A 24,957-nucleotide genomic window follows, 5' to 3' on the forward strand; every position below is an offset into this window, starting at 1 on the left:
CGCTGCCGGGATGGCGGCGCTTTTTTATGCACGAAAGAAAAGATCGCAGCCTGCGGCAGCTCCTACAGGGAATCACACATTCCAATGTAGGAGCTGCCGCAGGCTGCGATCTTTTGATCTTGTTTCTTAGAAGCTATAAGTTCCGGTCATCACAACGCTGCGCGGTGCCCCGGGCTGAATCTGATACTGGCTGGTCGCCGATGCGTAATAGTCACGATCGGTGATGTTGTTCAGCGCCGCCCGCAAATCCCAATCCTTCATGCGGTAACCCACCAGCGCATCCCAACGGCCATAACCCGGCAATACGGTGGTGTTGGCATTATCGGCGTAACGCTGGCCGACCAGGGTCAGACCGGTTTCGCCATACCAGCCCATTTCCGGTTTCCAGGTCAGGAACAGGCTGGCGTTGTGCTTGGCGACGTTGTTGATGCGTTTGCCTTCGAGGCCGTTGTTGTCCTTCTCGATGGTGGCGTCCTGCACGCCGACGCCACCGCGGACGTACCAGTTACCGACGATATTGCCGGTGGCAGTCAACTCGATCCCGCGTGAGCGTTGCAGACCGGACATTACCGTCAGCGTCGGGTCGTTAGGATCGCTGGTGCGGCGGTTGTACAGTTCCAGGTCGTAGATCGCCAGCGTGGTACTCAGGCGATCGTCGAGCCAATCGCTCTTCACGCCGATTTCTTTCTGCTTGGTCAGTTCGGGGCTGAGGTCGTTGCTGTTGCCGGCCGCTCCCGGCGTGATGCCGATCAGACCGCCGCCGACCGGAGAGAAGGTCTTCGACCACGAGGCGTAGAACGAGTGGTTCTGCAGCGGCGTCCAGACCAGACCGACGCGCGGGCTGGTGCTGTGGCTGTCGCGATCTTCGGAAATGTTGCGCAGCTTGTTGGTCGACTCGATATCGAAGGTGTCGTAGCGCAGCCCGCCGAGCAGTTGCCATTGATCGTTCAGGCGCAGTTGATCCTGCACGTACACCGCGCGGCTTTCGACTTCCGTGTGGCTGTTGCTGGAGACTTGCATGCTGCCGGTATGGCGCAGGTCGCGGTTGGGGCTGTAGAGGTCGAGCGACGGTACGGGACGTGCGCCAGGCGTTCTGCCGGTGGCGGCGTTGTACAGCGTTGGATCGCGGCGCTGGCTGCCGGTTTCGACGCCGGTGAGCAGGCGATGCTCAAGACCGAACGTATCGAAACTGCCTTCCAGTTCGAGGTTGTTGTAGATATTGCGGGTGGTCAGATCCTGCTGCCAGTGCTGACGCGTGACCTTGTTGGTTTTACTGTCGAAACCGGTCAGGTAAGTGTTATCGAAATCACTGTCGAGCTTGAACACCCCGAGGGTCTGGCGCAGTTGCCAGCTGTCATTGATTTCGTAGGTGAGTCTGGAGCGCAGCGATTGCGTCTTGTCGTCGATGAAGTCGTGATCGTTGCCGTAGGTGGTGTCGCGACCGACATCGGCGGGACGCCCGTTGACCCCGGGAATCCCGCGATCCGGTGTGCGGTTGTAACGGCTGTATTCGTACTGCACCAACCAGTTCAGGTCGGGTGTCAGTTGCCAGCTCATCGACGGCGCGAACAGTTGGCGATTGCCGCTGACGCCGTCGCGGAAACTGTTTTCATCCATGTTGCCCATGTTCAGGCGCAGGCTGAGGTTGTCGCTCGGGTCGGTGCTGAGGTCAGCGTAAAGGCTGCGCAAATCTTCGCTGCCGCCTTGCGCTTCGATGGTCGAGCGGCGGCCGAATTCCGGCATCTTGCTGACGCGGTTGACGATCCCGCCCTGGCTGCCACGGCCGTACAACACGGCGGCGGGGCCTTTGAGGACTTCGACGCGTTCGATGTTGTGCAGGTCGCGCTTGTATTGGCTGTCGTCGCGAATGCCGTCCAGATAGAAGTCGTTGCTGGCATCGAAGCCGCGAATGCGCAGGCTGTCGAAACGGGTGTCGGCGCTGCTGCTGACGTTGGGCATACCACTCAAGGCATCGCCGATATCGTTGGTGCCATAGCTGGCAACGTTTGCGGTCTTGATCGAATCGATCGCCTGCGGCACATAGCGCACCGGCGTGGAGGTGCGGGTTGCGGTAGTGCTGGCCTTGACGCGTGGATCATCGGCTTGCGCTTCGGCGTTGATCGCGGTGGCAGGTAATTCAGTTGCCGAATAGGCAAAACCGCTGGACAGAAAGGCAGAAAGCCCAAGGGTGACGGGCGTAAGACGGAACGGGGCAGGCATTGAAAAGCGCATCCGAAAGGGTAGAGGAATTCGAGCGCGCGAATGGTAATGCTTTGCATTTGCTTCCGTAATTTATTCTTGAGAAGTTCCCCAGGTTCATTGTTTCAATTTATGTCGAGATCGATACAAATGGCGTAGTCGGGCATTCGACCGGTTCAAGCAACAGACTGAAAGTCATTCTGGCGTTTTTCCGCAATGCCTCCGGGTTTAGTCTGCCGGCATCGAATTTTTCTACTTTCTTGCCGGTATTTCTGATGATCCTTCACTACATTTACGACCCATTGTGCGGCTGGTGCTACGGCGCCAAACCGCTGGTTCAGGCGGCGCAGCAAGTAATGCCAGTCATCGCGCATGCGGGGGGCATGATGAGCGGTGCCAATCGCCAGAACGTTTCGGCGCAGCTGCGCAGTTATGTAATCCCGCATGATCGGCGCATCGCTGAATACACCGGGCAGCCTTTCGGCGAGGCCTACTTTGAAGGCTTGCTGCGCGATCACTCGGCGGTATTCGATTCGACGCCGCCGATTGCCGCCGTCATGGCGGCGGATCAAATTGATGGGCGTGGTCTTGAATTGCTTGGGCATGTGCAGACGGCGCACTACCTGGAAGGGCGACGGATTGCTGATGAATCGGTACTGCTGGATCTCGCCGTGCAGATGGGTTACGCCGTCGAAAGCTTTCAGGCTGCGCTCAGTTCCGTGGATACCGAGCAGCATGTAAAAGCCAGTCGTGCGCTGTTGGCTCAACTGGGCGGACAAGGTTTTCCAACATTTGCGCTGGAAGACAACGGTCAGTTCACGCTGGTGGATATCAGTCCATGGCTGGGCAAACCGCAGGCTTTTGCCGACTGGTTGAACGAGGCGCTCACAGCCGAAGAAACCGGTGAAGGGGCTGTATTTTGTGGCATCGACGGCTGCGCCGATGTTCGCTGAAATCACTGGCTGACGGCATTTCCGGGCAAGCCGATATCGCAAAAATTACATTTCTTAGACGATTTTTACCTATTTAAAGACGATTCTTGAAATTGACACATTATTGAGGGCGCGGCTACGATTCGGCCCAACGCCTGTGGCCAACCGCCATGACTCAAAAAAATGAAAGGGCTCGCCAAAGTCTGGCTTTGGCGAGCCGTTTTATTTCGGGGTGAAAAGAAGAGTGCAAAAGCGCCGTTTCAGCCGTTCGACACAGCGCGTTTCAACCCGTAATAAGGAAAACAAAATGTTGAACAAGCGGATCAGTCTGATCGCATTGGGGATGTTGAGCGCCACTCAGGCCATGGCTAACGACCAGGCCGAGTCCAAGGGTTTTGTTGAAGACAGCAGCCTCAAAGTGCTGCTGCGCAATGCCTACATCAATCGTGACTACAAAGACGGCAACGCCGACAAGTCGGAATGGGGCCAAGCGGCCATCGGTACGTTCTCGTCCGGTTTCACTCAAGGCACCATCGGTGTCGGTGTTGATGCGTTCGGTCTGTATGCATTGAACCTGGAGCGCAGCGAAGATCGCAGCGGTGCCGGTGGTATCGACTTCTTCAAGCGTGGCGACAGCGGCAAGCCGGCCAATGACCTGTCCAAGGGCGGCGCGGCGGTCAAGTTCCGTCTGTCCAGCACCACCCTGACTTACGGTGACCAGATGCCGGCCCTGCCGGTGCTGAACTACGACAACTCGCGTCTGCTGCCGGAAAGCTACACCGGTACCTTGATCACTTCCAAAGAGATCAAAGGCCTCGAATTGAACGCCGGTCGTTTCACTGCCGAATCGCGCAAGAGCGCTGAAGGCCGTGACAGCGGTGGTCTGAAGTCGATCAATGTGTTGGGCGGTAGCTACCAGTTCACCGAACACTTCAAGGGCGCGCTGTACGCTTCCGACGTTGAAGACGTGCTGAAGAAGCAATACGTAAACGCCAACTACGTGTACCCGATCGACAAGGATCAGTCGCTGACCCTGGACTTCAACGGCTACCGCACCAAGCTGGACAATTCCTATGTCCGCGAAAGCGGTGCGACCGGTGATGACAACAAGATCTGGAGCCTGGCAGCCACTTTCGCCACTGGCCCGCACTCGTTCACCGTGGCGCATCAGCGCTCCACCGGCGACAGCAACCTGGGTTACGCCTACGGCGGCTACCAGAAAGAACAAGGTCGTGTCGGCGACGGTGGCAACACCATCTACCTGGCCAACTCCTACTGGTCCGACTTCAACGCTGAAGACGAACGCAGCTGGCAGCTGGGCTACGGCCTCGACTTCGGCGCCTTCGGCGTACCGGGTCTGAGCTACAACTTCGCTTACGTGCGTGGCGACAACATCACCACCTCTACCAGCGAAGGCGGCACCGAGCGCGAGATCTTCAACCAGTTCAAATACGTCGTGCAATCTGGCCCGGCCAAAGACCTCAGCGTGAAACTGCGTAGCTCGATCCTGCGCGTGTCGCAGAAGTCCAGCGAGTACAACGTCAGCGGCAACGAGCTGCGTGTATTCGTCGATTACCCGATCAACATCTTCTGATGATCGATCGAGTGTAAGAAACATGAGAAAAACCCCGACAGGTTCGGGGTTTTTTTTTGACGATTTTTTGATGAAAACCCCAAAAAACCCGTGTTTTTGTCATGTAAAAGTTGTTTTTGAGCTGCTGTAAACGCCGTTTCAAACAATGCTTCAAATGCCTGAAATTCTTTCTCATGGACGCAAATTCTCCACCTAATAGATTAGGCCGCTCAACGCAGCGGAGAATTTGGTAATGATCGTTTTGAACAGAGAAGTGGGCGAATCGCTACGGCGCGACAAATATGTCAACGTCCAGGGTGGTGACTTCAATCTCTACGGTCATTTTGCCGACTTCGTCAGACTGACCAAAAGTTGGGAAAACATGGAGCCTGACAGTTACTACGGTCAGGCCGAAGCCGGCATGCGTTACCGTCGTTACAGCGACTTCGAGTACAACCCGAAAACCCGCGAGCTGACGCAACTTGAGCATCGCGCGTACGTGCAATCGAAAGAGAACAATGCCTACGTCGGCGGCCTGGTGCGGCACTTCCAGGACTTCTCCGATGAAGTGATCACGTCGCCGGTCATGCGCAGCCTGATCGACACCGATTTCGAAGTGTACAAAAGCGTGTTGCCGGAAGAGCTGCACGATGAAATCTGGCAATGCCAGATCCATCAGATCCGCATCGAGATCAAACCGGGTAAACAACTGGAAATCACCCCTGAAGGCATTCATTGCGACGGTTACCCGTTCAGCGGCGTGCACTTCTGGGGCCGTAACAATGTCGACGGTGCGGAGAGTCGTCTGTACGACATCCACGAGCATCAACTGGCGTCGACCACTTACCAGGAAATTCTCGACACCACCTACTTCCTCGATCGCGACATGCGCCACTACGTGACGCCTGCGCGCAACACCCACACCCATGCCATGGCGTATCGGCAGATTCTGGCGATTTCCTTCTCGCGGCCCGGGACCGCTTTCGACATTGTTCGCTAATCAGATCACCCCAATCGATGGCGTCGAATGCTCGACGCCAGTGGTGCTGCGACGCGCCACGGCCAAGGATGCGCAGCGCATGGAGCGTTTCTTCCGCCAGTTCGACGAAGTGTCCTTCTGCGAATGGCAGGACGCCAAATGCCTGCGCGGCGTGTTGATTCAGAAAACCACCACGTCGTATCTCGCCTTCGACGTCGCTGGCGAAATCGTCGGGGCGGTACTCGGCGGCATGCTCGGCAGCCGCGGCACGATCAATCATCTGGCGGTCAGCCCACGCTATCGCAGCCAGGGCGTCGGTCAGCGTCTGGTGGAAGCGGCTTCGTCCGACATGAAGCGCGTCGGCGTGTTGCGGATGTTTCTGTTCGTTGACGATGCTAACCTCGCGGGCAAGCGTTTTTGGACTGCCCAGGGTTTTTGCGAGCCCCATGGCGAACGGACATTTGAGAGGGATCTATGAATGAAACGTCCGGCAGTGCGCCGTTGATGGTCAACCATCAGCCGTCGCGCACGTTTGCCGAAGCCAGCCCGGTGGTCGCCGGCTACTTCACGGTGTCATTCGTGTTCGGGCTGATGGCCGTCAACGCCGGGTTGCCAATGTGGCTGCCGGTGGCGATGTGCTTGTTCGTCTATGCCGGCGCTTCGCAATTCGCCGCGCTGGCGCTGATCTCCAGCGGTGCCTCGCTGACCACCATTGTGCTGACCACGTTCCTGATCAACGCGCGACACATGTTGATGTCGGTTTACATGGCCAAGGCCCTGCGCGCACTCGGTTTGAGCCGCATGGAGCGCTGGTGCTACGCCGGTGGCCTGACTGACGAATCCTTCGCTTTTCACAGTGTGAAACTCGGCACCGGCGCGCCGGTCAATGTGCGTTATCTGATCGGCTTCAACCTGTTCTGCCACACCTCATGGGTGCTCGGTGGTTTGCTCGGCGCGGTCTGCGCACAATATGCCGCGCACCTGATCAAATATCAGCTCGACTACGCCCTGACGGCGATGATGCTCTACGTCCTGGTGTCGCTGTGCAACACCCGCAACAAACTCATCGCCGCTGCGGCAGCGGTGCTGTGCATGGGCGCGTTGAGCCTGGTCGGCAGCTCGCCGTTCAATGTGTTTATCGCCACGTTTGTGGGCTGCGGAGTGGGTGTATGCCTGACCAAACGTTCCTGATTCTGGTGGTTGTGCTGATGATGGCCGTGACCTTCCTGCCACGCGCCTTGCCCCTGCAAGTGAATACCGAGCACTGGCCGCCGTTTATCGCGCGGGCGCTGGAATACTTGCCGGTGGCGATCGTCGCTGCGATCAGCCTGACTCCCTTGTTGATCAAGGATCAGCACATACAGCTCGACCGCCCGGAATTCTATGCAGCCATTCCGACGTTGTTATGTGCGTATTTCAGCAAAAACCTCTTTCTCAGTGTGGCGATTGGGACGGCTGCGTACATTGCGCTCGGCTCGTTCATGTAACGGCAGATCGACCACGTCGCTGAGTGCCTGGCGCGACAACTCCGAGTTGTTCACCGCCAGGCGCACTTCGAGGAAATCCTCGAAACCGGGGAAAATCGTCAGGCCGTTTTTCTGCGCGGCCTCACGCGAAACCATGCCGACCGCGTCCATCTGCGTGATCAACGACAACGTCAATGTTTCACTGCACGAATAGACCATGCGTTGACCGTTCTCGTGATTGCCCAGCCCGGCGTCGAGAAAACGCAAAAAGCTGTGGGAATACGGACAATCTTCCGCAGGACGCACCTGAAACTTGTTGCCCAGCAACGTCAGTGGATCGTTCACTTGGCCGCAATGCGCACCGACCACTTGCACCTGCACGTCCGGCAAAACGATGCTCGGCAAACCCGGCCGTTGCGGCCCGATCAGCACCGCTAGGTCAAAGTCTTCGTTCTTCAGCTTACTGAGGTTTTCCATCGACTCGGCGTAGCTGAATTCCATCTGATAATCGGGAAACACCTCGATCAGGCGCCCGATCATTCGCCGGTTGAAGTCAGTCGACAACGTGTTGTTCAGCGCAACCTTCAACGTCCGCTGGCCCGGCACCTTCAGCGCCTCGACCTTTTCTTCCATCTGTCGCGTGGCAATCAGCACTTTGTCCATATAAGGCGTGAGCTCGGTACCTTGCGGCGTCAGCGTCAGACCTTTGTTGGAACGTCGAAACAAGCGGAAACCGAACTGCTCTTCGACCTTGTTCAACTGCGCGGCCAGCGCCTGCACAGTCAGGCACGAATGCTCGGCTGCGGCCGACAAAGAGCCGGTCTGCACGATGCGCATGAGGTTGCGTAAGGTTCTGCTATCCATGGGTAATGCCCTCTAAAGTGGGCTGGGTATTGTTGTTTACGAGACCGCCGGTCCGGCGGCCATATGCTGGGTATATTCCTGCACCTGAGCATAGTTGTCGCGGGTTTAGTAGCGAATTGATGTCCCTGCCGATGGCTGGAGGCTGACACAGGATCGGGGTTTTTGGGGGGCGGGGGGTGATGGGGGTCAAAAAAAGTGCGTGGTTTTGGTGCGTGAGATGGGTTTTTGTCGAAGGTTTTTGGCGAAAATCTAATTCGTTTCTGTATTAAATATTAATATCTATCCGTATCTGTACTAGGCTCATATTCAGGTTTCTAATCAAGGAGGCGGCCACATGACCACCTCATCGCAGGCCGTAACCCCACGCGAACAACTCGACGCCCCCGAAGCCGGTCGCGTCGCGCTGAAGTTCTTCTTTAACCTCATGGAGCGCTGGGGCTGCAGCGCCGAGCAGCAACGCATATTGCTCGGTGGCGTCGGCAACACCACGTTCTACAAATACAAACACCTGCCGAATGTCCGTCTGCCTAACGACACCCTTGAGCGCATCTCCTACCTGATGGGCATTCACAAGGCGTTGAGCATCATCTTCAGCAATAGCCGCGAGCGCGCCTACACGTGGGTCAGCAGCCCGAACACGGCGGCGCCGTTCAATGGACAAACAGCGCTGGATTACATGCTCGCCGGCCGCGTGGTCGACATTGCCGATGTACGCCGCTACCTCGACGGGGTGCGCGGTTGAAAGCGCCAGAGTTGGTAGATGTGGCATGGCCGCGAGCCTACCGGATCGTCAACAGCAGCTTCCCGCCGATTGCGCTGTTCGAAGATGTGCTCGATCCCGAAGACCTGGAAGTTGCCTACGCGATTGAAGCGCTGACCAATGATCGGCTGATCGAACAGGCCGGCGTGCTCGCCCGCGTGCGACCCGAAGATCGACTCTCTGGCCCCGGCTCGACTCCGGTGATGGCTGCGTTTACCCACATCGGCAAACGCAGTCGTTTCTGCGATGGCACCTTCGGCGTTTACTACGCCGCCAGCAGTCAGGCTGCTGCCATCGCCGAGACCTGTTATCACCAGGAGCGATTTCTCGCCGCGACTCAGGAGCCGGATCTTGAGTTGACCATGCGGACTTACGTTAATCGGGTGGTTAAACCGTTACACAACATTCGTCACGATCACCCAGAAATGCACAATCCGGATCCGGACGCTTATGGGCCGTCTCAGCTATTCGCCCGACAACTGCGCGAAACCGAGTCGTGGGGACTGCTCTACAACAGCGTTCGCCTGCCCGGTCATGAATGCGTTGCCGCATTCCGGCCGCCAGCGGTATCGATTCCGAAGCAGGGCAAGCATTTGCGCTATGTGTGGAGTGCGAGTCAGCAGAAGATTTCGTTTGTGCTTGAGATCAGTCAGGTCTGAAACGCAAAAAGCCCTCGCATCAGCGAGGGCCTTACAACGGTGGTTACATCAACGGCTTGTCCGGCGGCGCATCCATCACTTTCACTACATCATCGATCAGCGCTTTGCTCAAGTCCTGCAAATACTGCGAGGCATAAGCGTGAAGATCAGGATCTCGCGAGATTGAAGTGTCCGCAGTGAGCAGTCGTGAAATGTGAAGCAAGTGGGATGCGTGGGAAAGGGCGGCTATCACCGGCACACCACGGTTGGTGCGGAACATTGCCTGATTGGATTGAAAGGAAAAGTGGGTGAGGCCGAGGGTTTTCAGATCTTGAGAGTGGGTCATTTAGCTTCACCTGCAGTTCGAGAAGGGCTGCGTGAAGTGACCGGGGTTGCTGGCGGATCAATGGCTTTCATTTGTTAACTCCCTGTATCAAATGAGAGCTGCGATTTTCGTTCTCAGGCGAAAAGGTGGCAGCTATGCGCAGGCTGAGAAACCGGAGATACAGGAACCCGGCAGGCCCGAAGGTCTCCCACGCACAGCCGCCATTGCACGTGAACGCTGACACTAAAAAAGCGTCGGCAATCGTGGTTTGGGGCGCTGGTGCGCCTGCATCTTACGCGGGTTCTCAGGCCCGGTCGCTGAATTGGCAGCGACGGGTTTGACGGTAGCTTGGGGAGGACGGATGCGCAATCGTGGCCAGGTGGTGGCTGCTGGTGTTTCTTTGCAGTGCAACACTTATGTTGCATGTGCAGCAAATATGTTGCACATTCGCTTTACCGAAACGGCGAGTGATGCACATGAAGTACAGCGAGTTTCGGCGATGGTTGAAAGCCCAAGGCGTAGAGTTCCAAAACGGCAAGGGTAGCCACTTCAAGGTTTCCTTGAACGGCAAATCAACTGTGTTTCCCGACCACGGAGCCAAGGAAATGGGCGAAGGGTTGAGAAAATCGATAATCAAACAGCTGGGCCTCAAGGATTGAGACCCAGTTGTACCCCATGAGAGGAATCGTGATGTTCGAATATGCGTTGGAAGTTCACGAAGAGCCGGACAGTGTCTGGTTGTCCTGCGCAGAAATTCCAGAGATGCACGCCGTTGGCGACACCCTTGAACAGGCGCTCGACAGTGCTATCGATGCCATCGAGACCGCCCTGTCGATCTACGTCGATGATCGTCGATTGATTCCGACAGGTGATGCGGGGGAGCAGGAAAGTGACGCGGTGTTGCGGCTGCCTGCACTGACTGCGGCAAAGGTTGCGTTGTGGAATACGCTTCTGGAGTCTGGGGTCAGCAAAGCTGAACTGGCACGACGCCTGGGTGTACAACGGCCTCAGGTAGATCGGTTAGTCGATTTCCTGCATCACTCCAAGATCGAGAATGTCGAGCGTGCTTTGCAGCAGCTTGGGCGTCGGATTTTGCTTTCGGTTGAGGCTGCGTAGGATTGTAGAAAGCCCGCGACAGCGATTGCTGTCGGGGGCTTTTCATTCGGGATGGAAAACAAACCCCAGAAACAACAAAGCCCCTGCATTTCTGCAGGGGCTTCGTTTTGTATGGTGCCGGCACCAGGAGTCGAACCCGGGACCTACTGATTACAAGTCAGTTGCTCTACCAACTGAGCTATACCGGCGTGTGGGCGACGATTATAGCGACTGGATAATTTCTGTAAACCCCTGAATTCAGACTATTTTTGCATCTCTGCAAATCAGGCCCTGCGCAGTACATTCCGCAGCGTTTGCACTGCCCGCACGGTGCGGCTGTTTTGCAGGGCAAACAGTTGCGCTTCGGCCTGTTCGGCGCGGTGCAGAGCGTCGGCGAGTTGTTGTGCGGTGTCGAGTTCGTTAGGGCTCAATGGGTGGGCGAAGGCGTGGCCCTGGCACAGTTGGAAGTTGTCGAGGTTGCACGGTGGGATGTCGAATGCGGGTTTGAGGCTCAGGTGTTCGTCGGCGAGGAACCAGGTGTTGAGGCCGTCGAACAGGATCGACTGATAGCCGGCGTCGGTGACCAGGTGTTCCCACGTGTGGTCGCGTTGCCATGGGGTTTCGATGACGATGATCCATGGGCGGAAGCGGCTGAAGTCCATGCCGCGCAGGACGGTTTCTTCGTGGCCTTCGACGTCGATCTTCAAAAAATGGATTGGCCGATCGGCAGCATATTGTTCGCAGATCGAAGTCAGGGTGCGGGCTTTGACGGTGAGGCTGCGCACGTCCATGCCGAGGTCTTTGCGTTGCTGGGCGACGGCCGGGTCGGCGGTGGAAAGGCCGGTGCCGGGAATGCCGTAGAAGGTCATTTCGCCGGGTTGGTCGCTGGCGACACATTGCACGGTGGCGTCGCGTGGGCGCTGCTGGCAGAGCGCGTCGTAGTAATTCTGCATCGGCTCGACATTGACGCCGCGCCAGCCGTGATCGTAGAAGGCTCTGGTGACCGAGTCGTGGCTCGGATCGTTGGCGCCGACGTCGATGTAGAAACCGTGTTCAAACTGCTTGAGTGCGCGCCACAGGCGAACATCTTCAAAGTTCTGCGCGTAAGAAATGAACGTCACGGTCGCTTCCTGTCGGTCTGATTTTTCTTGTTCGTGCGTGCCTGTCGGCGCGTTGTGCCCCTGTATAGCAAGGCTGGACGGAGGCCGCAATTATTCGCTCGGCGACGGCTTTATTCGGCGGTTATGTCGTTTTGATTGGCAGCTTATGCACAACGGCGAGGGGCAAGGACTGGTTTGGACGAGATTTTGTGAACGCATTCTCATTTTGTTCGCAAATCCCTGTTTTACAGGTTTTTTATTCATGTGAACAAAAAATGACCAGCAGTGTTAAGTGGTCGAAACAGGCGTGGATATTGGATCCATGGAAAAACCATCAACAGAGTTATCCACAGGTGGTCGCGAATTATTGACGCTCGGCCAGCAGGAGCAAATTGCGTGGGGTCAGCGGCGCTGCGCAAAAGGTGCCGAGCCGGACGAGGTATCCCTGTTCGGCAAGGAAAAGTGCCCGATCCAGATTCAGCCAAAGCTCCAATGGTCGTCGGAAAAGTCCGCGGAGCAATTCAAGGTTGCGAACTTCGGCCAAACGCTGCCAACCGGTGGTCTCTATTTCATCCCACTTTTGCGAGCCGACTGTGGATAACTCTTTGAGCGCGGCCAGATCGCGGCAGTAATCGTCAAAGGGTTTCTCCAGCCAGGCGTTGGGCAACGATGGCGTCGGCAAGTACTCGTCGACACCGCGTACCTGTCGTTGCAGCAAGTCGAAGGCCAGGCGACGAGCCATCGAGATGTCACGTTGACGTCGGACGCGTGCACCAGCGGTGACGGTTTCGCTCATCGGCAGCGCCAGATCTTCCAGCGATAGACGTAGGAGGGTTCCCGATCCGGCCGAGGACAATGGCTGATATTCGTGGCTGGTGGTGCGGTTGTAGCAGCAAGGAGCGATCGCCATGTGTTGGCAACCGACAGCACTGGCCAGTTGCATCAAGCGTACATGCAGGTCACCGCAAGCGTGGAGGGCGACGGGCGTGTGAGCAGCGCTCAATACGGTTGAGGCGTCAGCCGCCAACACGTCCTGTTCTACATGCAGGGCGTGTAAATGATGACGCTGACTCAATGCCTGGCCGCTGGCGACCAATGCCGGATCGTACTCAACGCAAGTCAGCTGTTGCCCGGCGGCCAGTAACCGCCGTCCCAGGTGTCCTTTGCCGGAGCACCAGTCCAGCCAATGCGTTGGCTGCGCAGCAAAGGACAGACGACTGGCGAATGCTTCGATCTGTTGCCACTTGCGCCCCGGCACATCGACATTCAAGCGATGCCCCGCAGATTCCAGCGCATGGCCCGGCAACTCACCGACCGCACTCAGCTCAGCCGACAACGCCGCCAACGAAGCAAACGGCTCCGGCGCATCAACAAGATCAGCCGGTTGGTTGTGAGCGTTTTCCGCGTCTTCCAGCGACCTCCCGCGTAACCACAAGGCCAGTTCCGGGTAGGAAGCTTCCCAGGCAAGCGAAAGATGAGTGAATGGTCGAGGTTTCCACAGCGCCTGATGCGTTGTGAGAAAAACATCCAGCGCGGTGAAGCGGGCGAGTAAGTCCTCGCCCGTCAGCACGTGGGAAGAATCAACGCCCTTGGCAGGCATCGACGCGCAGCCAGCGCTCCAGCAGCTTGAAGCCGCGCACCAGCACGTATGCCATCAACAGATAGAACATGCCTGCCGCGAAGAAAATCTCCACCGGCAGATAGGTGCGGGCAATGATCGTGCGCGCCATGCCGGTCAGTTCCAGCAAGGTGACGGTGCTGGCCAAGGCGCTGGCCTTGAGCATCAGGATCACTTCGTTGCTGTAGGCCGGCAGGCCGATGCGCGCGGCACGCGGCAGGATGATGTAGAACATCGCCTTGGGCCTGGACATGCCCAAGGCCCGCGCCGCTTCGATCTCGCCCGGAGGAATCGCCTGAATCGCCCCGCGCAGAATCTCGGCGATGTACGCCGCCGTGTGCAGGGTCATGGTCACAGTCGCGCACCAGAACGGATCGCGCAGGTATGGCCACAACGCGCTTTCACGTACCGCGTCGAACTGCGCCAGGCCGTAATAAACCAGGAACAGTTGAACCAGCAACGGCGTGCCACGGAAAAAGAAAATGTAGGCGTAGGGCAACGAGCGCACGTACCACAGCTTCGAGGAACGGGCGATGCCCAGCGGAATTGCCAGCAGCAGACCGGCAATCACCGCGATGGCGACCAGTTCCAGGGTCAGGGTCGCGCCCTGCGCCAGTTTCGGCAGCCACTTGATGATCACTTCCCAGTTCATTAAGCGCTCCTCGCAAAGCCGCGGGCGGCGCGTTTTTCCAGAAAGTGCATGCCAGACATCGCCAGCACGGTCAGGCCCAGGTACATGATCGCGGCGACCATATAAAAGGTGAACGGTTGTTTCGACACGGTTACGCCGATTTGCGCGTGACGCATGATTTCTTCAAGACCGATTACCGACACCAGCGCGGTGTCTTTCATCAGGATCATGAACAGATTGCCCAGGCCGGGCAGGGCGATACGCCACATCTGCGGCATGATCAGCCGGGTGAAGATCCGCCATTTCGACAGGCCCAGCGCTTGGCCGGCCTCACGGTGGCCTTTGGGGATGGCGAGAATCGCGCCACGAAACACTTCCGTGGCGTAGGCGCCGAAGCACAGGCCCAAGGCGATCACACCGGCAGCGAAGGCATTGAGTTGCAGGTCGGGGTTGCCGAAGTACTCACCGAGGGCGCGCATCAGGTTGACCGTACCGAAGTAGATCAACAGCACCCAGAGCAATTCCGGAACGCCACGCACCAGGGTCGAATACGTGCCGCCAAGCCATTGCAACGGCTTGTACGGGGAAGTCTTGGCCAAGGCGCCGAGCAGACCGAGCACCAGTCCCAGGCACAGGGCCGTGAGGGCCAGTTGGACGGTCATCAGCGCGCCGGCAGCGAGGGCCGGGCCGAATCCGTAGAGGTCGATAATCATGGGTTTCTGTTCAAATTGCGGCAGGCAAAGTCGGGAGCCGGCGCCGTTGCATCACGGCGCCAGTTCCACAGGTCAGGATCAGTAGATGCTGAACGGGAAGTACTTGTCGTTGATCTTCTTGTAGGTACCGTCGGCGACGATTTCCTTCAGAGCGGCGTTCAACTTCTCACGCAGTGGATCGCCTTTACGCACAGCGATGCCGATCTTGTCGCTTTCTACGACCGGATCACCCTTGAACTCGTAGTTCTTGCCGGCGTCGCTTTTCAGCCAGTCATAGTTGGCGTACTTGTCCGCGAGGATCGCGTCGACACGACCGGAAGTCAGGTCGAGGTAGGCGTTTTCCTGGGTGTCGTAGAGGCTGACTTTGATGTCATCGGCGTAGGTGTCTTCCAGCCAGGTACCGGCCAGGGTCGCACGCTGGGTACCGATGGTCTTGCCCTTGAGCGAGTCCTTGTCGGTTTTGAAGTCGACGTTTTTCGGTGCGATGAACTGCAGTTTGTTCGAGTAGTACGGGTCGGTGAAGTCGACCGCGCCCTTGCGCTCTTCGGTGATCGACAGCGAGGAGATCAGGAAGTCGAACTTCTTCGCGTTCAGGGCCGGAATGATGCCGTCCCAGTCGGAAGTGACCACGGTGCACTCGACTTTCATCTTCGCGCAGAGGGCGTCGCCGATGTCTTTGTCGAAGCCGACCACGTTGCCGCTGGCGTCTTTATTGTTGAACGGCGGGTAAGCCGCTTCGATGCCCATCTTCAGGGTTTCAGCCATGGCACCGGCGCTGAACGCGAGGGTGACGGCGGCGGCCAGGAAGACCTTCTTGAAATTCTGCATGCATGTTGCTCCGTTAGCGGTTGCTGGACATGAATTGTTTGCAGCGCGCCGAAAGCGGGTTTTCGAACACCTGCTGAGGCGATCCTTGCTCTTCTATCAGGCCTTGGTGAAGGAACACCACTTCGCTGGAGACCTGACGGGCGAAACCCATTTCGTGGGTCACGAGCAGCATGGTGCGGCCTTCTTCGGCCAATGCGCGGATGACACTAAGTACTTCCTGAACCATTTCCGGGTCAAGCGCGGAGGTGGGCTCGTCGAACAGAATCACCTTCGGCTGCATCGCCAGCGTGCGGGCAATCGCCGCGCGTTGTTGCTGACCACCCGACAATTGCGCCGGATAGGCGTGGCGCTTGTCGGCGATGCCGACCTTGGCCAGCAGCGCTTCGGCGACTTCGATGGCTTCGGCCTTGCTCTGGCCGAGCACGCGACGCGGCGCCTCGATGATGTTGTCGAGGATGCTCATGTGCGGCCACAGATTAAAGTTTTGAAACACAAAACCAATCTCGGAGCGCAGGCGGTTGATCTGTTTGCCGTCGGCGGCAACCAGTTCGCCATTCTTCGCGGCCTTGAGCTTGAGTTCTTCACCGGCCACGAGGATCTGGCCCTGGTGCGGGTTTTCCAGCAGGTTGATGCAACGCAGGAACGTGGACTTGCCGGAACCGGAGGAACCGAGGATCGAGATCACATCGCCGTCGCGGGCGGTCAGCGAGATGCCTTTGAGCACCTCAAGCTGTCCGTAGCGTTTGTGCAGGTTGCGGATTTCAAGCGCGGGCGTGGCCTCAGCCATGTGCGTTCCTCAGATATGTTGCGCTCCAGCTGTTGGATGGCCTTCCTGGCGAGGCGGCCAAGCTAGCATAGCGTTTCAATGGCAGCCAACAGCGCTGCGAGCGGTAAACGGGTGGCGTGTGGCAGGTTGTCGCATCGGCACAGCAGACTGTCGCCCCATCAACAACCGAACGGGTGTTTGATCGTGCAAACCCGGGGTGTCGCGTAAAAAAAGGCGCGATGTTGCCAGCTTTGGCGGGGTGTTGGAAGCGCTATCAGGCCGAACGTACACGATTCGCCCTTTTATTGTGCATCCCACACTTTTTCAGTGTGTTTCTGGTGCGCTGATTCGTCTTGAAAGTGAGTCGCAGGGTAACGCTCTGGCGAATTGCCATTGATCTCAAAGACTTGCGATGACCGTCCGGTCGCGCGCAAAGCCGCGATGCAGAAGACTTTGAAACATTTTGGCGCATTTATTGCGTGCAGAATAAGGAACGCCCCGTTGGATTCTTTTTACGAGAAAGAAATGCCAGACGGGCCGGACGCAATCGCTTTCCTCGCAAAGGTAGTTTCGATGAGCAGTACCCCAAGCTCCAATGGCCTTGAACAAGGGCTCAAACCGCGTCATGTGACCATGTTGTCGATCGCCGGTGTGATCGGCGCCGGTCTGTTCGTTGGCTCCGGCCACGCCATCGCTGCGGCCGGTCCTGCCGTGCTGCTGGCTTATGCCGCCGCCGGTACCCTGGTGGTCTTGGTGATGCGCATGCTCGGCGAAATGGCTGTTGCCTCGCCGGATACCGGTTCGTTTTCGACTTACGCCGACCGTGCCATCGGGCATTGGGCCGGTTTCACCATCGGCTGGTTGTACTGGTGGTTCTGGGTATTGGTGATTCCACTGGAAGCCAACGCCGCCGCGACCATCCTCCATGCATGGTTCCCGGGCGTAGGCATCTGGGCTTTCGCGCTGATCATCACCCTGTTGCTGACCGTCACCAACCTGTTCAGCGTGAAGAATTACGGCGAGTTCGAATTCTGGTTTGCCCTGATCAAAGTGCTGGCGATCATCGGCTTCATCGCCCTCGGTCTTGCAGCGATCTTCGGCTACTTGCCGAACAGCCAGGTCAGCGGTGTGTCGCACCTGTTCGACAGCGGCGGCTTCCTGCCAAACGGTATGGGCGCGGTACTGGGTGCAATCCTGACGACCATGTTCTCCTTCATGGGTACCGAAATCGTGACCATCGCGGCCGCGGAATCGAAAAACCCGGGCAAGCAAATCTCCAAAGCCACCAACTCGGTGATCTGGCGGATCGGCTTGTTCTACCTCGTGTCGATCTTCATCGTTGTGGCCCTGGTGCCTTGGAACGATCCTACGCTGGCTAACCTCGGTTCCTACCAGACCGTGCTTGAGCGCATGGGCATTCCTAACGCGAAAATGATCGTCGACATCGTGGTGCTGGTCGCGGTAACCAGCTGCCTGAATTCGGCGCTGTACACCTCGTCGCGCATGCTCTTCTCCCTCGGCAAACGTGGCGATGCCCCGGCCATGTCGACCCGCACCAATAAAAGCGGCACGCCTTACTGGGCGGTGATGCTGTCGACCGGCGCAGCGTTCCTCTGCACTTTCGCCAACTACGTGGCCCCGGCTGCGGTGTTCGAATTCCTGCTGGCCAGCTCCGGCGCCATTGCCCTGCTGGTTTACCTGGTAATCGCCTTCTCGCAATTGCGCATGCGCAAACAACGCGTGGCGCGCGGCGAGAAAATCGAATTCAGCATGTGGCTGTTCCCGGGCCTGACCTACGCGGTGATCATCTTCATCGTCGCGGCCCTGACCATCATGCTGTTCCAGGAAGCGCATCGCGTGGAGATTCTCGCGACTGGCCTGCTGAGCCTGATGGTGGTGGCTGCCGGTTTGCTGGTGGCACGCCGTCGCAAGTTGGAAAAACGTGGCGCGGTGGTGTTGAACTGATCCGTAACACGTAATGCAAAACGGCCGCTGTCAGTGATGACGAGCGGCCGTTTTTGTTTGTGAGCGCTGCTCAAACGGGATGAACCCAATCCTCAATACGCAATCCGGAAACACGTTCAAATTCCCGCACATTGTTCGTGACTACGATAAGTCCAAGCGACCGCGCGTGGCCTGCGATCATTTGGTCGTACGGCCCAATCGGTGTTCCAGCTTTCGCCAGTTCAGACCGGATCATCCCGGTCTGTGCTGCGGCGTCATTGTCGAAAGGCAAGACCTCCAATCGCGCAACGAATCCTTCGACAATCGCTAGATTCTTTTCAGGGGACGCCGACTTTTCAGCGCCGTAAATAAGCTCCATAAGCGTGATAACGCTGATGCACAACTGCCCGGAATGTTGATTGAAGGCCTCCCGGACAATTTGTGGTTTGTTTTTGATGGTGAAGATGCAGATGTTGGTATCCAGCATGTATTTGATCATCAGAACGACTCGCGCTCCTGATCAGCAGGTTGCTCACGGTCAGCCATGAAATCAGGTGTGACGCTGTCGCCATCAAACCAGCTATCCCAGCTTTCTCCAGCAGGCGTAATGACGCGTGTTCTGCCAATCGCGATGACTTCCACTCGTTTAACGTCGCCGGGCATCGCAACTGCCTTTGGCAGTCGAACTGCCTGACTTCTATTGCTCATGAAAATTGTGGTCTGTTCCATATTTGACCTCCAAGGTCTGCTCCTGCGATGAGCTCAGGATAGGCTGCGCTTGGGATATGTCAATGGGATATACATTGTCATCGGACAAAGGGTGACCAAGCCATCCAAACAAAAACGGCCGCTGTCAGTGATGACGAGCGGCCGTTTTTGTTTGTGAGCGGGGTTTATTCGCTCTTGTCTTCCTGCGCTTCCACCGACTTGCCATAAGCATCCAGCGCAACCCCGAAATCGGTGATGAACTGTGGCTCGCTCAGCCAGGCCTGGGCTTCTTCGATCGTTACGCCTTCAGCCCACATGCGGTAGTCGATCAACATGTCGGCGGCCAGGTGGGTGGCGGCCATGCCTTCGTCATCGGCGTTTTCCATGTCCAGCAGTTCTGGATGATCAACGATGACGAACGCCAGTTCGCGCAGCAGCGTCAGCAGCATTTCGTTGCGGCTGATGGCTTCGGCGTCGCGCATTTTGCTGAACATCGCCAGGGTGTATTCCGGGATCGGCTCGGCGAGGTGGTCGAGGTCTTCGTCCTGCTCCAGCGGCTTGCGGCCGACCATACGGATTTGCTTGGCTTTGGCCTTGGCGCGTTTGGCGCGTTTCTGTTGCTTGTTCAGGGATGCCATGGGAACTCAGTTCTTCTGTTGGGTTTGTGCGGCGATCGCGTCGGACGCCGCCACATAGTCGGCCTGGAAGGCCGGTGATTCGATCCACGCCAGCGCGCCGGCCTCGTCGGTTTCCTGCGACCACTGGCGATACTCGATCAGGGCGGCGAGGATGAAATCCATTGCGCCTTCTTCGCCTTCCTGCTCATAGACCAGTTCCAGCAGCGGGTCTTCGAGGAAGGCGCTGCACAGGGCTTGCTGGCTGATCTTTTCGGCGTCGATCATTTTCTTGAACAGTTCGGTGAGGTCCACCGACTCGAAGTCGATACGATCGTCGTTCGGGTCCAGCTCGACCGGCGCTTCGGCGCGTTTGGTGCGGTTCTGCTTGGCCTTGGCTTTGGCCCGGGTGGCGCGTTTTTGCTGCTTGTTGGCGGAGGCCATGATGTGTTCCGTCGTGCGTTGATTGGGGCTTAGCTGCGCGGGACTTGCCGCCCGGGTGTGTCGGGGGCCAGTGCGCCGGTTTGCAGCCAGGTCAGAGCGATGGGCCATAGTGTGGCTTGGTATGCGCTGCGAAAAAAGGCGAAATGTCCGACTTGTTGTTCGCCAATGTCCTGTGGGGCGATGCGCAGGTGGGTTTTTTGCGCATTGCTGAAGTAGCCGAGCAGGCGTTCGATGGCGGCAATCGTGCCGTAGGGATCATCGCTGATGCTGATGGCGAGGGTTTGTGCACCGACGTTGGCGAAGGGCAGGGCGCCGGTTTTTTTCAGCAATGCGCGACCGCTGGGGCGCTGTTCGTAACGCGCGGCAGGCGTGCTCCAGTCACGCACGACGCCGGTTGGCGTGTCTTCCAGCCAGCCGAGACGCTTGCCGGGAAAATAGCCGCAGAGCAGCGTCAGCAACGGCATCAGCAAATGCCATTTGCCGAACATCCGCCAGCGCTGTTCGGGGGCGTAATCGCGCCAGTAAGCGAACTGCGCACCGACGGTGACTAATCGTCGGATAACTCGCCCGGACTCTGCCAACCCCGCCGCACAACCGCCAAAGCTGTGACCGACCACATCAATCGGCTGCCCGGGAAACTGCCGTTGCGCCCGCTTGAGCATCGCTTCGAAATCCAGGGCGCCCCAATCTGTCCATGACGCGTCCAGCCCTTTGATCGAGGCGGATCGCGATTCGCCAATGCCGCGATAGTCATAGGTGATGACATCGAAGCCATTGGCGAACAGATAAGCCGCGAATCGCCCGTAGTGGCGGCAGCGCACAGATGTCGCAGCGTTGATGATGACCACCGCACGCTGGGGATCGGGCAACGCATGGCGCCAGATGAAACCAGCCAGGACCAAACCGTCGGCGGCGGCTTCCTTGAAGGGTTCACCTGACATGGCCTTCAGAGTCGCTGACGTTGACGGCATATCCTGCATTGTGGGCGTGTCCTGATAGCTCATCGCACTCGACCTTGGCCGTTAAGCTGCCAACGATAGCCGCAGTGCCGCGCCGCAACAAACCACAGATTTTATTCAGTGGATTCAGTCAGCAGGCGTTCCTCGATCAAGGCCTGTTCGCGATTGAGTTCAGCTCGTAATTCTTCCTCACTCGGCAAGATCGTCTTGTAGCTGCTGGCGAACAGTTGCTCGTTGCCCTTGAGCATCGAGTAGCGCGCCACCGACTCGCTGCTCTCCGCGCACAGAATGATTCCGACGGTCGGCTGGTCGCCCTCGCTGCGCATGAGTTCGTCGTACATGCGCACATACATGTCCATCTGCCCGACATCGCGGGCGCTGAGCTTGCCGCGTTTAAGGTCAATGATCACAAAGCATTTGAGCAGGTAGTTGTAGAACACCAGATCGATGTACAGATCGACGCCGTCGGTACTGATGCGTTGTTGCCGCGCGACGAAGGAAAAGCCTTTGCCCAGTTCGAGCAAAAATCCCTGCAGGTGATCGATCAGGGCTTGTTCCAGACCACTTTCCCTGACCTTGCCCGCTGACGGCAGGCCGAGAAACTCGAGCATGACCGGGTCGCGAATGAACTCGCGCGGGCTGCATTTCAGCGTTTCGATATTGGTGGTGGCTTCTTCGATCACATCGGCTTTGTCTCGACTCATGAGGAGTCGCTCGTAGTAGAGGGTGAGAATCTGGCGATCGAGGGCGCGGCTTGACCAGTTCAGTGTGGCGCATTCGTCCATGTACCAGTGGCGCGCCTTTTCATTGTTCACTCCCAACAGCCGACGGTAATGAGTCCAGCTCAATTCGGAACGCACTGCGTTCCAAATTGGAAACAACTGATAAAAGCTGCGCATGTATCGCAGATTACGATCATCCGAACTGCCCGGTCAGATCCTTCGCCAATAGGCCAATCAGCTGCTTCCCATAGCCCGCACGCTGGGCACCTTTCTGCTCAAACTCGACGATATGCCTGCCAATCTGCCAGCAGGTCTGCACTTGAATCGTATCAACCGCGCGCAGCACTTTTTGCCGCGCCTGACGAATCAACTCGCCAAGCTCCCCCAGCAATGAATCAATTTTCGGGTCTTGCGTATCAGCAGGTTTCAGCTGGTTCATCGGGACTTCCGCGTCATTGGGAACAGACGTAAAAGCATGCCAAGAGTCGCCGTTTGCGTATGTCGGGACAGACGGCAAAGTTCGCAGGAAGCAGCGATGGGTGTTGCAGGACGTTGCCGATGAAAGACGCAATTGACGGTATTGGTCTGTAGTCCATTTCGTACTCCTGCCAACTTCCAATCAATCTAAAACCCGACACGATATGCAAAATCTAAAAGGAGTAACGGTTGGGCTCTGCCAGAGCCCGGGAGTCGTGATCATGAAACGCGTTCCAACCTTCATGCTGCCCGTCGCCGCTGTAATTGCCTTGATGTGTGCGGGGATGTTGCAGGCAGCCAGTCTTGAGCCGATCGACAATGCGGGCGTGCAAGTTCAGCAGCAACAACAGAACGGTGTCAGTTATCTGTCCGGCGGGATCGGCGAAGATGAGTCCAGAGCCATCCAGCAAACCACCGGCTACAACTTGCACATGACGTTTTCCATCGGTGTGGAGAACAAATACATTCCCGATGTAGATGTGGTTATCGCAAAAGCCGAGGGTCAGCCCGTTCTCAATCTGACGCAGGCCGGGCCGTTGGTTTACGTGCAACTGCCGCCGGGAAAATACACCGTGCAAGCTACACGCAATGGCGTAACCCGCCACGACACGACCGATGTTGGCAGCGGCGCGGCGCGCAATCTGGTGTTTCATTGGGATGGCGAGCAATAGCGATATTGCAGTCGCATCAGATCTGGACACGGTCTTGCTGCCAGTCGATTACGTCAACACCCTCTGAATTCCGCCCTTGCCTAGCGCTTTGTGCGCTTGCCTTTGGGGCTGTTCACTGGCTCCTGCACCTTGCGATAAATCCAAAGCCCGAACAGCCCCATCACCAGCATCAACACGGTACCGATGCTTTGTTTGATGAACTCCGCCCTGAACTGGCGAGGTTGCAGGGCCAGGGTGTAGGTGCTGCGCGGGCCGCGATTATTGGTAGTGATCGAGCCGGTGATCCAGCTGTCGACCAGCATCCAGATCGATGCGCCAATGGCGAAGGCGATCAGCACGGCAACGAGCACGGTCAGCCAGTAAGTCATGCGGCTTGGCCGATACGGCGGCGGATGGGGTAGGGGCACGCGGGTTCGTTTCTGGTTCATCACAGGTTTAACCCACTTCCGCTAGGGAAGCACTGGCTCCTCGCGAGAGTCCGCCAGTTTCAGCCGCACATTCGAGGGTTCTGCGGCGAGGTGCGCGCATTCGGCAATCACTTGCAAAATTTGCATCACCCCCGGTGACAGCGTGGTACCCAGACAAATGCGCAGACCGGTGGAGGGCTGCCCATCGGCGAAAAAGATCCCGCTGCCGGCCACGTGGCAACCGCGTTCACTGGCCAGCCGTTCGAGTGCTGGCATGTCCGTATGCGCGGGGAGCTTGATCCAGTGGATGAATCCTCCGCGCGGCGGCACGTAGACCGTTCCGAAGGGAAACTCAGTGCGTACCAGCGTTTCGACAAAGTTCGCCAGCGACGACAATTGCGACCTCAGTCGTGCGCAATGCTCCTCCATGTAGCCGCGCCCGATGAACTCGTTGAGGACATTTTGCGCGAGGCTGGAAACGGCCAGATTGCGCGAGAACATTTGCGCAAGAATCGCCTCGCGGTATCTGCCGGCGACGCACCAGCCGACGCGGTAACCCGGCGCGACCGTTTTCGAAAATGATGAGCAGTAAATCGTCTGTCCGCTGCTGTCGTAGCTTTTGATCGCGCGCGGACGTTCTCCCTCAGGTACCAGATCGAAGAAAATATCGTCCTCGATAATCGGCACATCCGCTTCGCGAGCAATCTGTGAAAGCCTGGCCCGGGTCTCATCCGGCATGATGAAGCCACGTGGATTCTGCAGGGTGGGATTGAGAAAAATCACCGAGACTTTTTTCTGCTTCAGGGCTTCTTCGAGGTGATCGACGTCGATGCCCAGTTCGCCGTGGGTGCGAATCGCCAAGGCGCGCATGCCCAGCCGTTCGATGGTCTGCAGGATGCCGTAGTAGGTCGGCGTCTCGATGGCCACCGTCGAGCCCTTGGTCGCGACGGCTTCGAGTGCCAGTTCAAGCGCGACAGTGTCGCCCGAGGTCACGAGGATATCGTCCGGGCCGCAGACGACCCCGCGCGTCAGCATCAGCCCGGCAATGCGCCGACGTAGTGCTGGAAGACCGGGCGGTGCCACCAGGCCGGTCAGCGAGTTGTCGGCCTTGCCGGCCATTACCGAAAGGCATTTGTTCAATAACACGTGCGGCGTCAGATCGCTGTGCAGCACCGCTGAACTCAATGATGCAGTGGTGCGCGACGCTGCTTGGGAGAGCATCGCGACCACGGCGTGATTGACGTTGACGGTGACACTGGAAAAGTCGAAACCGTTGGCCGGTTTGGCTTTACCGGCTGTGGACACGAAATAGCCGACGCGCGGGATGGTGGAAACATAGGCATCGGCTTCCAGGTCAGCCAGTGCACGCTGGACGGTGGTGATGCTGGTTTCAAACATTCGGGCCAGGGACCGAATCGATGGCAGCTTGGACTCAGCTGCCCATTCACCACTTTCGATCTGACGAATAATCCAGTCCTTGACGATTCGCCAGCGCTTGTCCGGTAGATCAAACCTGTCCATAAG

General features: G+C 57.7%; 28 protein-coding genes, 1 tRNA gene and 1 pseudogene. 12 read left to right on the forward strand and 18 right to left on the reverse strand.

Annotation, left to right across the window (positions count from 1 at the left end):
• Positions 1-126: 126 nt before the first annotated feature.
• Positions 127-2,220 carry a TonB-dependent siderophore receptor gene (locus tag ACIPZE_RS20740; RefSeq protein ID WP_129387675.1) on the reverse strand — a complete coding sequence of 698 codons (2,094 nt, stop codon included), beginning with the start codon at positions 2,218-2,220 and terminating at the stop codon, positions 127-129.
• A gap of 254 nt (positions 2,221-2,474) precedes the next feature.
• On the opposite strand from ACIPZE_RS20740, the gene ACIPZE_RS20745 reads away from it, so the two are divergent.
• The 6 genes from ACIPZE_RS20745 (at position 2,475) to ACIPZE_RS20770 (ending at position 7,170) form a co-directional block, all read left to right on the forward strand.
• Positions 2,475-3,152 (forward strand): DsbA family protein, encoded by a 678-nt coding sequence (locus ACIPZE_RS20745; protein WP_400774991.1) that lies wholly within the window; start codon positions 2,475-2,477, stop codon positions 3,150-3,152.
• 286 nt (positions 3,153-3,438) lie between these two features.
• The gene (locus ACIPZE_RS20750) at positions 3,439-4,725 is read left to right on the forward strand and encodes an OprD family porin (RefSeq protein ID WP_283438043.1); all 1,287 of its coding nucleotides are present in this window, start codon (positions 3,439-3,441) and stop codon (positions 4,723-4,725) included.
• A 232-nt stretch (positions 4,726-4,957) separates the two neighbouring features.
• Complete coding sequence (locus ACIPZE_RS20755; RefSeq protein ID WP_129387684.1) at positions 4,958-5,704, forward strand: 2OG-Fe dioxygenase family protein; 747 nt, start codon at positions 4,958-4,960, stop codon at positions 5,702-5,704.
• A 79-nt stretch (positions 5,705-5,783) separates the two neighbouring features.
• Entirely contained in the window at positions 5,784-6,161 is a 378-nt protein-coding gene (locus tag ACIPZE_RS20760) for a GNAT family N-acetyltransferase (protein WP_053116558.1), read from the forward strand.
• A complete protein-coding gene (locus ACIPZE_RS20765) occupies positions 6,158-6,874 on the forward strand; it encodes an AzlC family ABC transporter permease (RefSeq protein ID WP_129387687.1) in 717 nt (238 codons plus the stop codon). The genes ACIPZE_RS20760 and ACIPZE_RS20765 overlap by 4 nt, the downstream gene beginning before the upstream one ends.
• Positions 6,853-7,170, forward strand: coding sequence for an AzlD domain-containing protein (locus ACIPZE_RS20770; protein ID WP_400774994.1), 318 nt, complete (start codon positions 6,853-6,855; stop codon positions 7,168-7,170). The genes ACIPZE_RS20765 and ACIPZE_RS20770 overlap by 22 nt, the downstream gene beginning before the upstream one ends.
• On the opposite strand, the gene ACIPZE_RS20775 is transcribed toward ACIPZE_RS20770, so the two are convergent.
• On the reverse strand, positions 7,087-8,013 hold the full coding sequence (locus ACIPZE_RS20775; RefSeq protein WP_400774997.1) for a LysR family transcriptional regulator: 927 nt from the start codon (positions 8,011-8,013) through the stop codon (positions 7,087-7,089). The genes ACIPZE_RS20770 and ACIPZE_RS20775 overlap by 84 nt on opposite strands.
• A 334-nt stretch (positions 8,014-8,347) precedes the next feature.
• Between ACIPZE_RS20775 and ACIPZE_RS20780 the strand changes: the two genes are divergently transcribed.
• A complete protein-coding gene (locus tag ACIPZE_RS20780) occupies positions 8,348-8,755 on the forward strand; it encodes an MbcA/ParS/Xre antitoxin family protein (RefSeq protein ID WP_283438041.1) in 408 nt (135 codons plus the stop codon).
• 11 nt (positions 8,756-8,766) lie between these two features.
• Complete coding sequence (locus ACIPZE_RS20785; RefSeq protein ID WP_400775052.1) at positions 8,767-9,432, forward strand: RES family NAD+ phosphorylase; 666 nt, start codon at positions 8,767-8,769, stop codon at positions 9,430-9,432.
• Positions 9,433-9,475: 43 nt separating this feature from the next.
• On the opposite strand, the gene ACIPZE_RS20790 is transcribed toward ACIPZE_RS20785, so the two are convergent.
• Positions 9,476-9,757, reverse strand: a complete 282-nt coding sequence (locus ACIPZE_RS20790) for a DUF3077 domain-containing protein (RefSeq protein ID WP_283438040.1) — start codon at positions 9,755-9,757, stop codon at positions 9,476-9,478.
• Between the two features lie 455 nt (positions 9,758-10,212).
• Between ACIPZE_RS20790 and ACIPZE_RS20795 the strand changes: the two genes are divergently transcribed.
• A complete protein-coding gene (locus tag ACIPZE_RS20795; protein ID WP_095190108.1) occupies positions 10,213-10,395 on the forward strand; it encodes a type II toxin-antitoxin system HicA family toxin in 183 nt (60 codons plus the stop codon).
• A 31-nt stretch (positions 10,396-10,426) separates the two neighbouring features.
• Entirely contained in the window at positions 10,427-10,852 is a 426-nt protein-coding gene (locus ACIPZE_RS20800; RefSeq protein WP_212620604.1) for a type II toxin-antitoxin system HicB family antitoxin, read from the forward strand.
• Between the two features lie 112 nt (positions 10,853-10,964).
• Here the strand turns inward: ACIPZE_RS20800 and ACIPZE_RS20805 are convergent.
• From ACIPZE_RS20805 to ACIPZE_RS20835, 7 genes are all read right to left on the reverse strand, one after another.
• A tRNA-Thr gene (locus ACIPZE_RS20805) sits at positions 10,965-11,040 on the reverse strand.
• A gap of 75 nt (positions 11,041-11,115) precedes the next feature.
• On the reverse strand, positions 11,116-11,952 hold the full coding sequence (locus ACIPZE_RS20810; protein ID WP_283438033.1) for an FkbM family methyltransferase: 837 nt from the start codon (positions 11,950-11,952) through the stop codon (positions 11,116-11,118).
• Between the two features lie 343 nt (positions 11,953-12,295).
• On the reverse strand, positions 12,296-13,531 hold the full coding sequence (locus ACIPZE_RS20815) for a methyltransferase (RefSeq protein WP_400775002.1): 1,236 nt from the start codon (positions 13,529-13,531) through the stop codon (positions 12,296-12,298).
• Positions 13,512-14,201 carry an ABC transporter permease gene (locus ACIPZE_RS20820; protein WP_283438031.1) on the reverse strand — a complete coding sequence of 230 codons (690 nt, stop codon included), beginning with the start codon at positions 14,199-14,201 and terminating at the stop codon, positions 13,512-13,514. The genes ACIPZE_RS20815 and ACIPZE_RS20820 overlap by 20 nt, the downstream gene beginning before the upstream one ends.
• Positions 14,201-14,893 carry an ABC transporter permease gene (locus tag ACIPZE_RS20825; RefSeq protein WP_400775005.1) on the reverse strand — a complete coding sequence of 231 codons (693 nt, stop codon included), beginning with the start codon at positions 14,891-14,893 and terminating at the stop codon, positions 14,201-14,203. Before ACIPZE_RS20825 ends, ACIPZE_RS20820 begins: the two co-directional genes overlap by 1 nt.
• Before the next feature lie 78 nt (positions 14,894-14,971).
• Complete coding sequence (locus ACIPZE_RS20830) at positions 14,972-15,721, reverse strand: ABC transporter substrate-binding protein (protein WP_034153033.1); 750 nt, start codon at positions 15,719-15,721, stop codon at positions 14,972-14,974.
• A 13-nt stretch (positions 15,722-15,734) separates the two neighbouring features.
• On the reverse strand, positions 15,735-16,508 hold the full coding sequence (locus ACIPZE_RS20835; RefSeq protein WP_007909167.1) for an ABC transporter ATP-binding protein: 774 nt from the start codon (positions 16,506-16,508) through the stop codon (positions 15,735-15,737).
• A 552-nt stretch (positions 16,509-17,060) separates the two neighbouring features.
• On the opposite strand from ACIPZE_RS20835, the gene gabP reads away from it, so the two are divergent.
• On the forward strand, positions 17,061-18,452 hold the full coding sequence (gene gabP / locus ACIPZE_RS20840) for a GABA permease (RefSeq protein WP_283438030.1): 1,392 nt from the start codon (positions 17,061-17,063) through the stop codon (positions 18,450-18,452).
• Positions 18,453-18,522: 70 nt separating this feature from the next.
• Here gabP and vapC read toward each other — a convergent pair whose 3' ends face one another.
• The 6 genes and pseudogenes from vapC to ACIPZE_RS20870 all read right to left on the reverse strand — a co-directional run bounded on the left by vapC (position 18,523) and on the right by ACIPZE_RS20870 (position 22,317).
• Positions 18,523-18,930 carry a tRNA(fMet)-specific endonuclease VapC gene (gene vapC / locus ACIPZE_RS20845; protein ID WP_400775008.1) on the reverse strand — a complete coding sequence of 136 codons (408 nt, stop codon included), beginning with the start codon at positions 18,928-18,930 and terminating at the stop codon, positions 18,523-18,525.
• The gene (gene vapB / locus ACIPZE_RS20850; RefSeq protein ID WP_129387723.1) at positions 18,930-19,160 is read right to left on the reverse strand and encodes a type II toxin-antitoxin system VapB family antitoxin; all 231 of its coding nucleotides are present in this window, start codon (positions 19,158-19,160) and stop codon (positions 18,930-18,932) included. Before vapB ends, vapC begins: the two co-directional genes overlap by 1 nt.
• Positions 19,161-19,324: 164 nt before the next feature.
• Positions 19,325-19,777, reverse strand: coding sequence for a hypothetical protein (locus ACIPZE_RS20855; RefSeq protein ID WP_129387726.1), 453 nt, complete (start codon positions 19,775-19,777; stop codon positions 19,325-19,327).
• A gap of 6 nt (positions 19,778-19,783) precedes the next feature.
• Positions 19,784-20,197 (reverse strand): hypothetical protein, encoded by a 414-nt coding sequence (locus tag ACIPZE_RS20860; RefSeq protein ID WP_016986326.1) that lies wholly within the window; start codon positions 20,195-20,197, stop codon positions 19,784-19,786.
• A gap of 29 nt (positions 20,198-20,226) precedes the next feature.
• The gene (locus ACIPZE_RS20865; RefSeq protein ID WP_400775013.1) at positions 20,227-21,201 is read right to left on the reverse strand and encodes an alpha/beta fold hydrolase; all 975 of its coding nucleotides are present in this window, start codon (positions 21,199-21,201) and stop codon (positions 20,227-20,229) included.
• A gap of 68 nt (positions 21,202-21,269) precedes the next feature.
• Positions 21,270-22,317: pseudogene (locus ACIPZE_RS20870) on the reverse strand (YhcG family protein).
• Positions 22,318-22,576: 259 nt separating this feature from the next.
• Here ACIPZE_RS20870 and ACIPZE_RS20875 point away from each other — a divergent pair.
• Positions 22,577-23,026: a carboxypeptidase regulatory-like domain-containing protein gene (locus tag ACIPZE_RS20875; RefSeq protein ID WP_400775016.1), complete on the forward strand. Its 450-nt coding sequence runs from the start codon at positions 22,577-22,579 to the stop codon at positions 23,024-23,026.
• Positions 23,027-23,106: 80 nt separating this feature from the next.
• Here the strand turns inward: ACIPZE_RS20875 and ACIPZE_RS20880 are convergent, their stop codons facing one another.
• Together ACIPZE_RS20880 and ACIPZE_RS20885 are read right to left on the reverse strand one after the other, a co-directional pair.
• Entirely contained in the window at positions 23,107-23,433 is a 327-nt protein-coding gene (locus ACIPZE_RS20880) for a hypothetical protein (RefSeq protein WP_400775017.1), read from the reverse strand.
• 42 nt (positions 23,434-23,475) lie between these two features.
• On the reverse strand, positions 23,476-24,954 hold the full coding sequence (locus ACIPZE_RS20885; RefSeq protein ID WP_400775019.1) for a PLP-dependent aminotransferase family protein: 1,479 nt from the start codon (positions 24,952-24,954) through the stop codon (positions 23,476-23,478).
• Positions 24,955-24,957: the final 3 nt, after the last annotated feature.

It is taken from the genome of Pseudomonas sp. NPDC089741 (assembly GCF_044748825.1).
Taxonomy (GTDB): Bacteria; Pseudomonadota; Gammaproteobacteria; order Pseudomonadales; family Pseudomonadaceae; genus Aquipseudomonas; species Aquipseudomonas helmanticensis.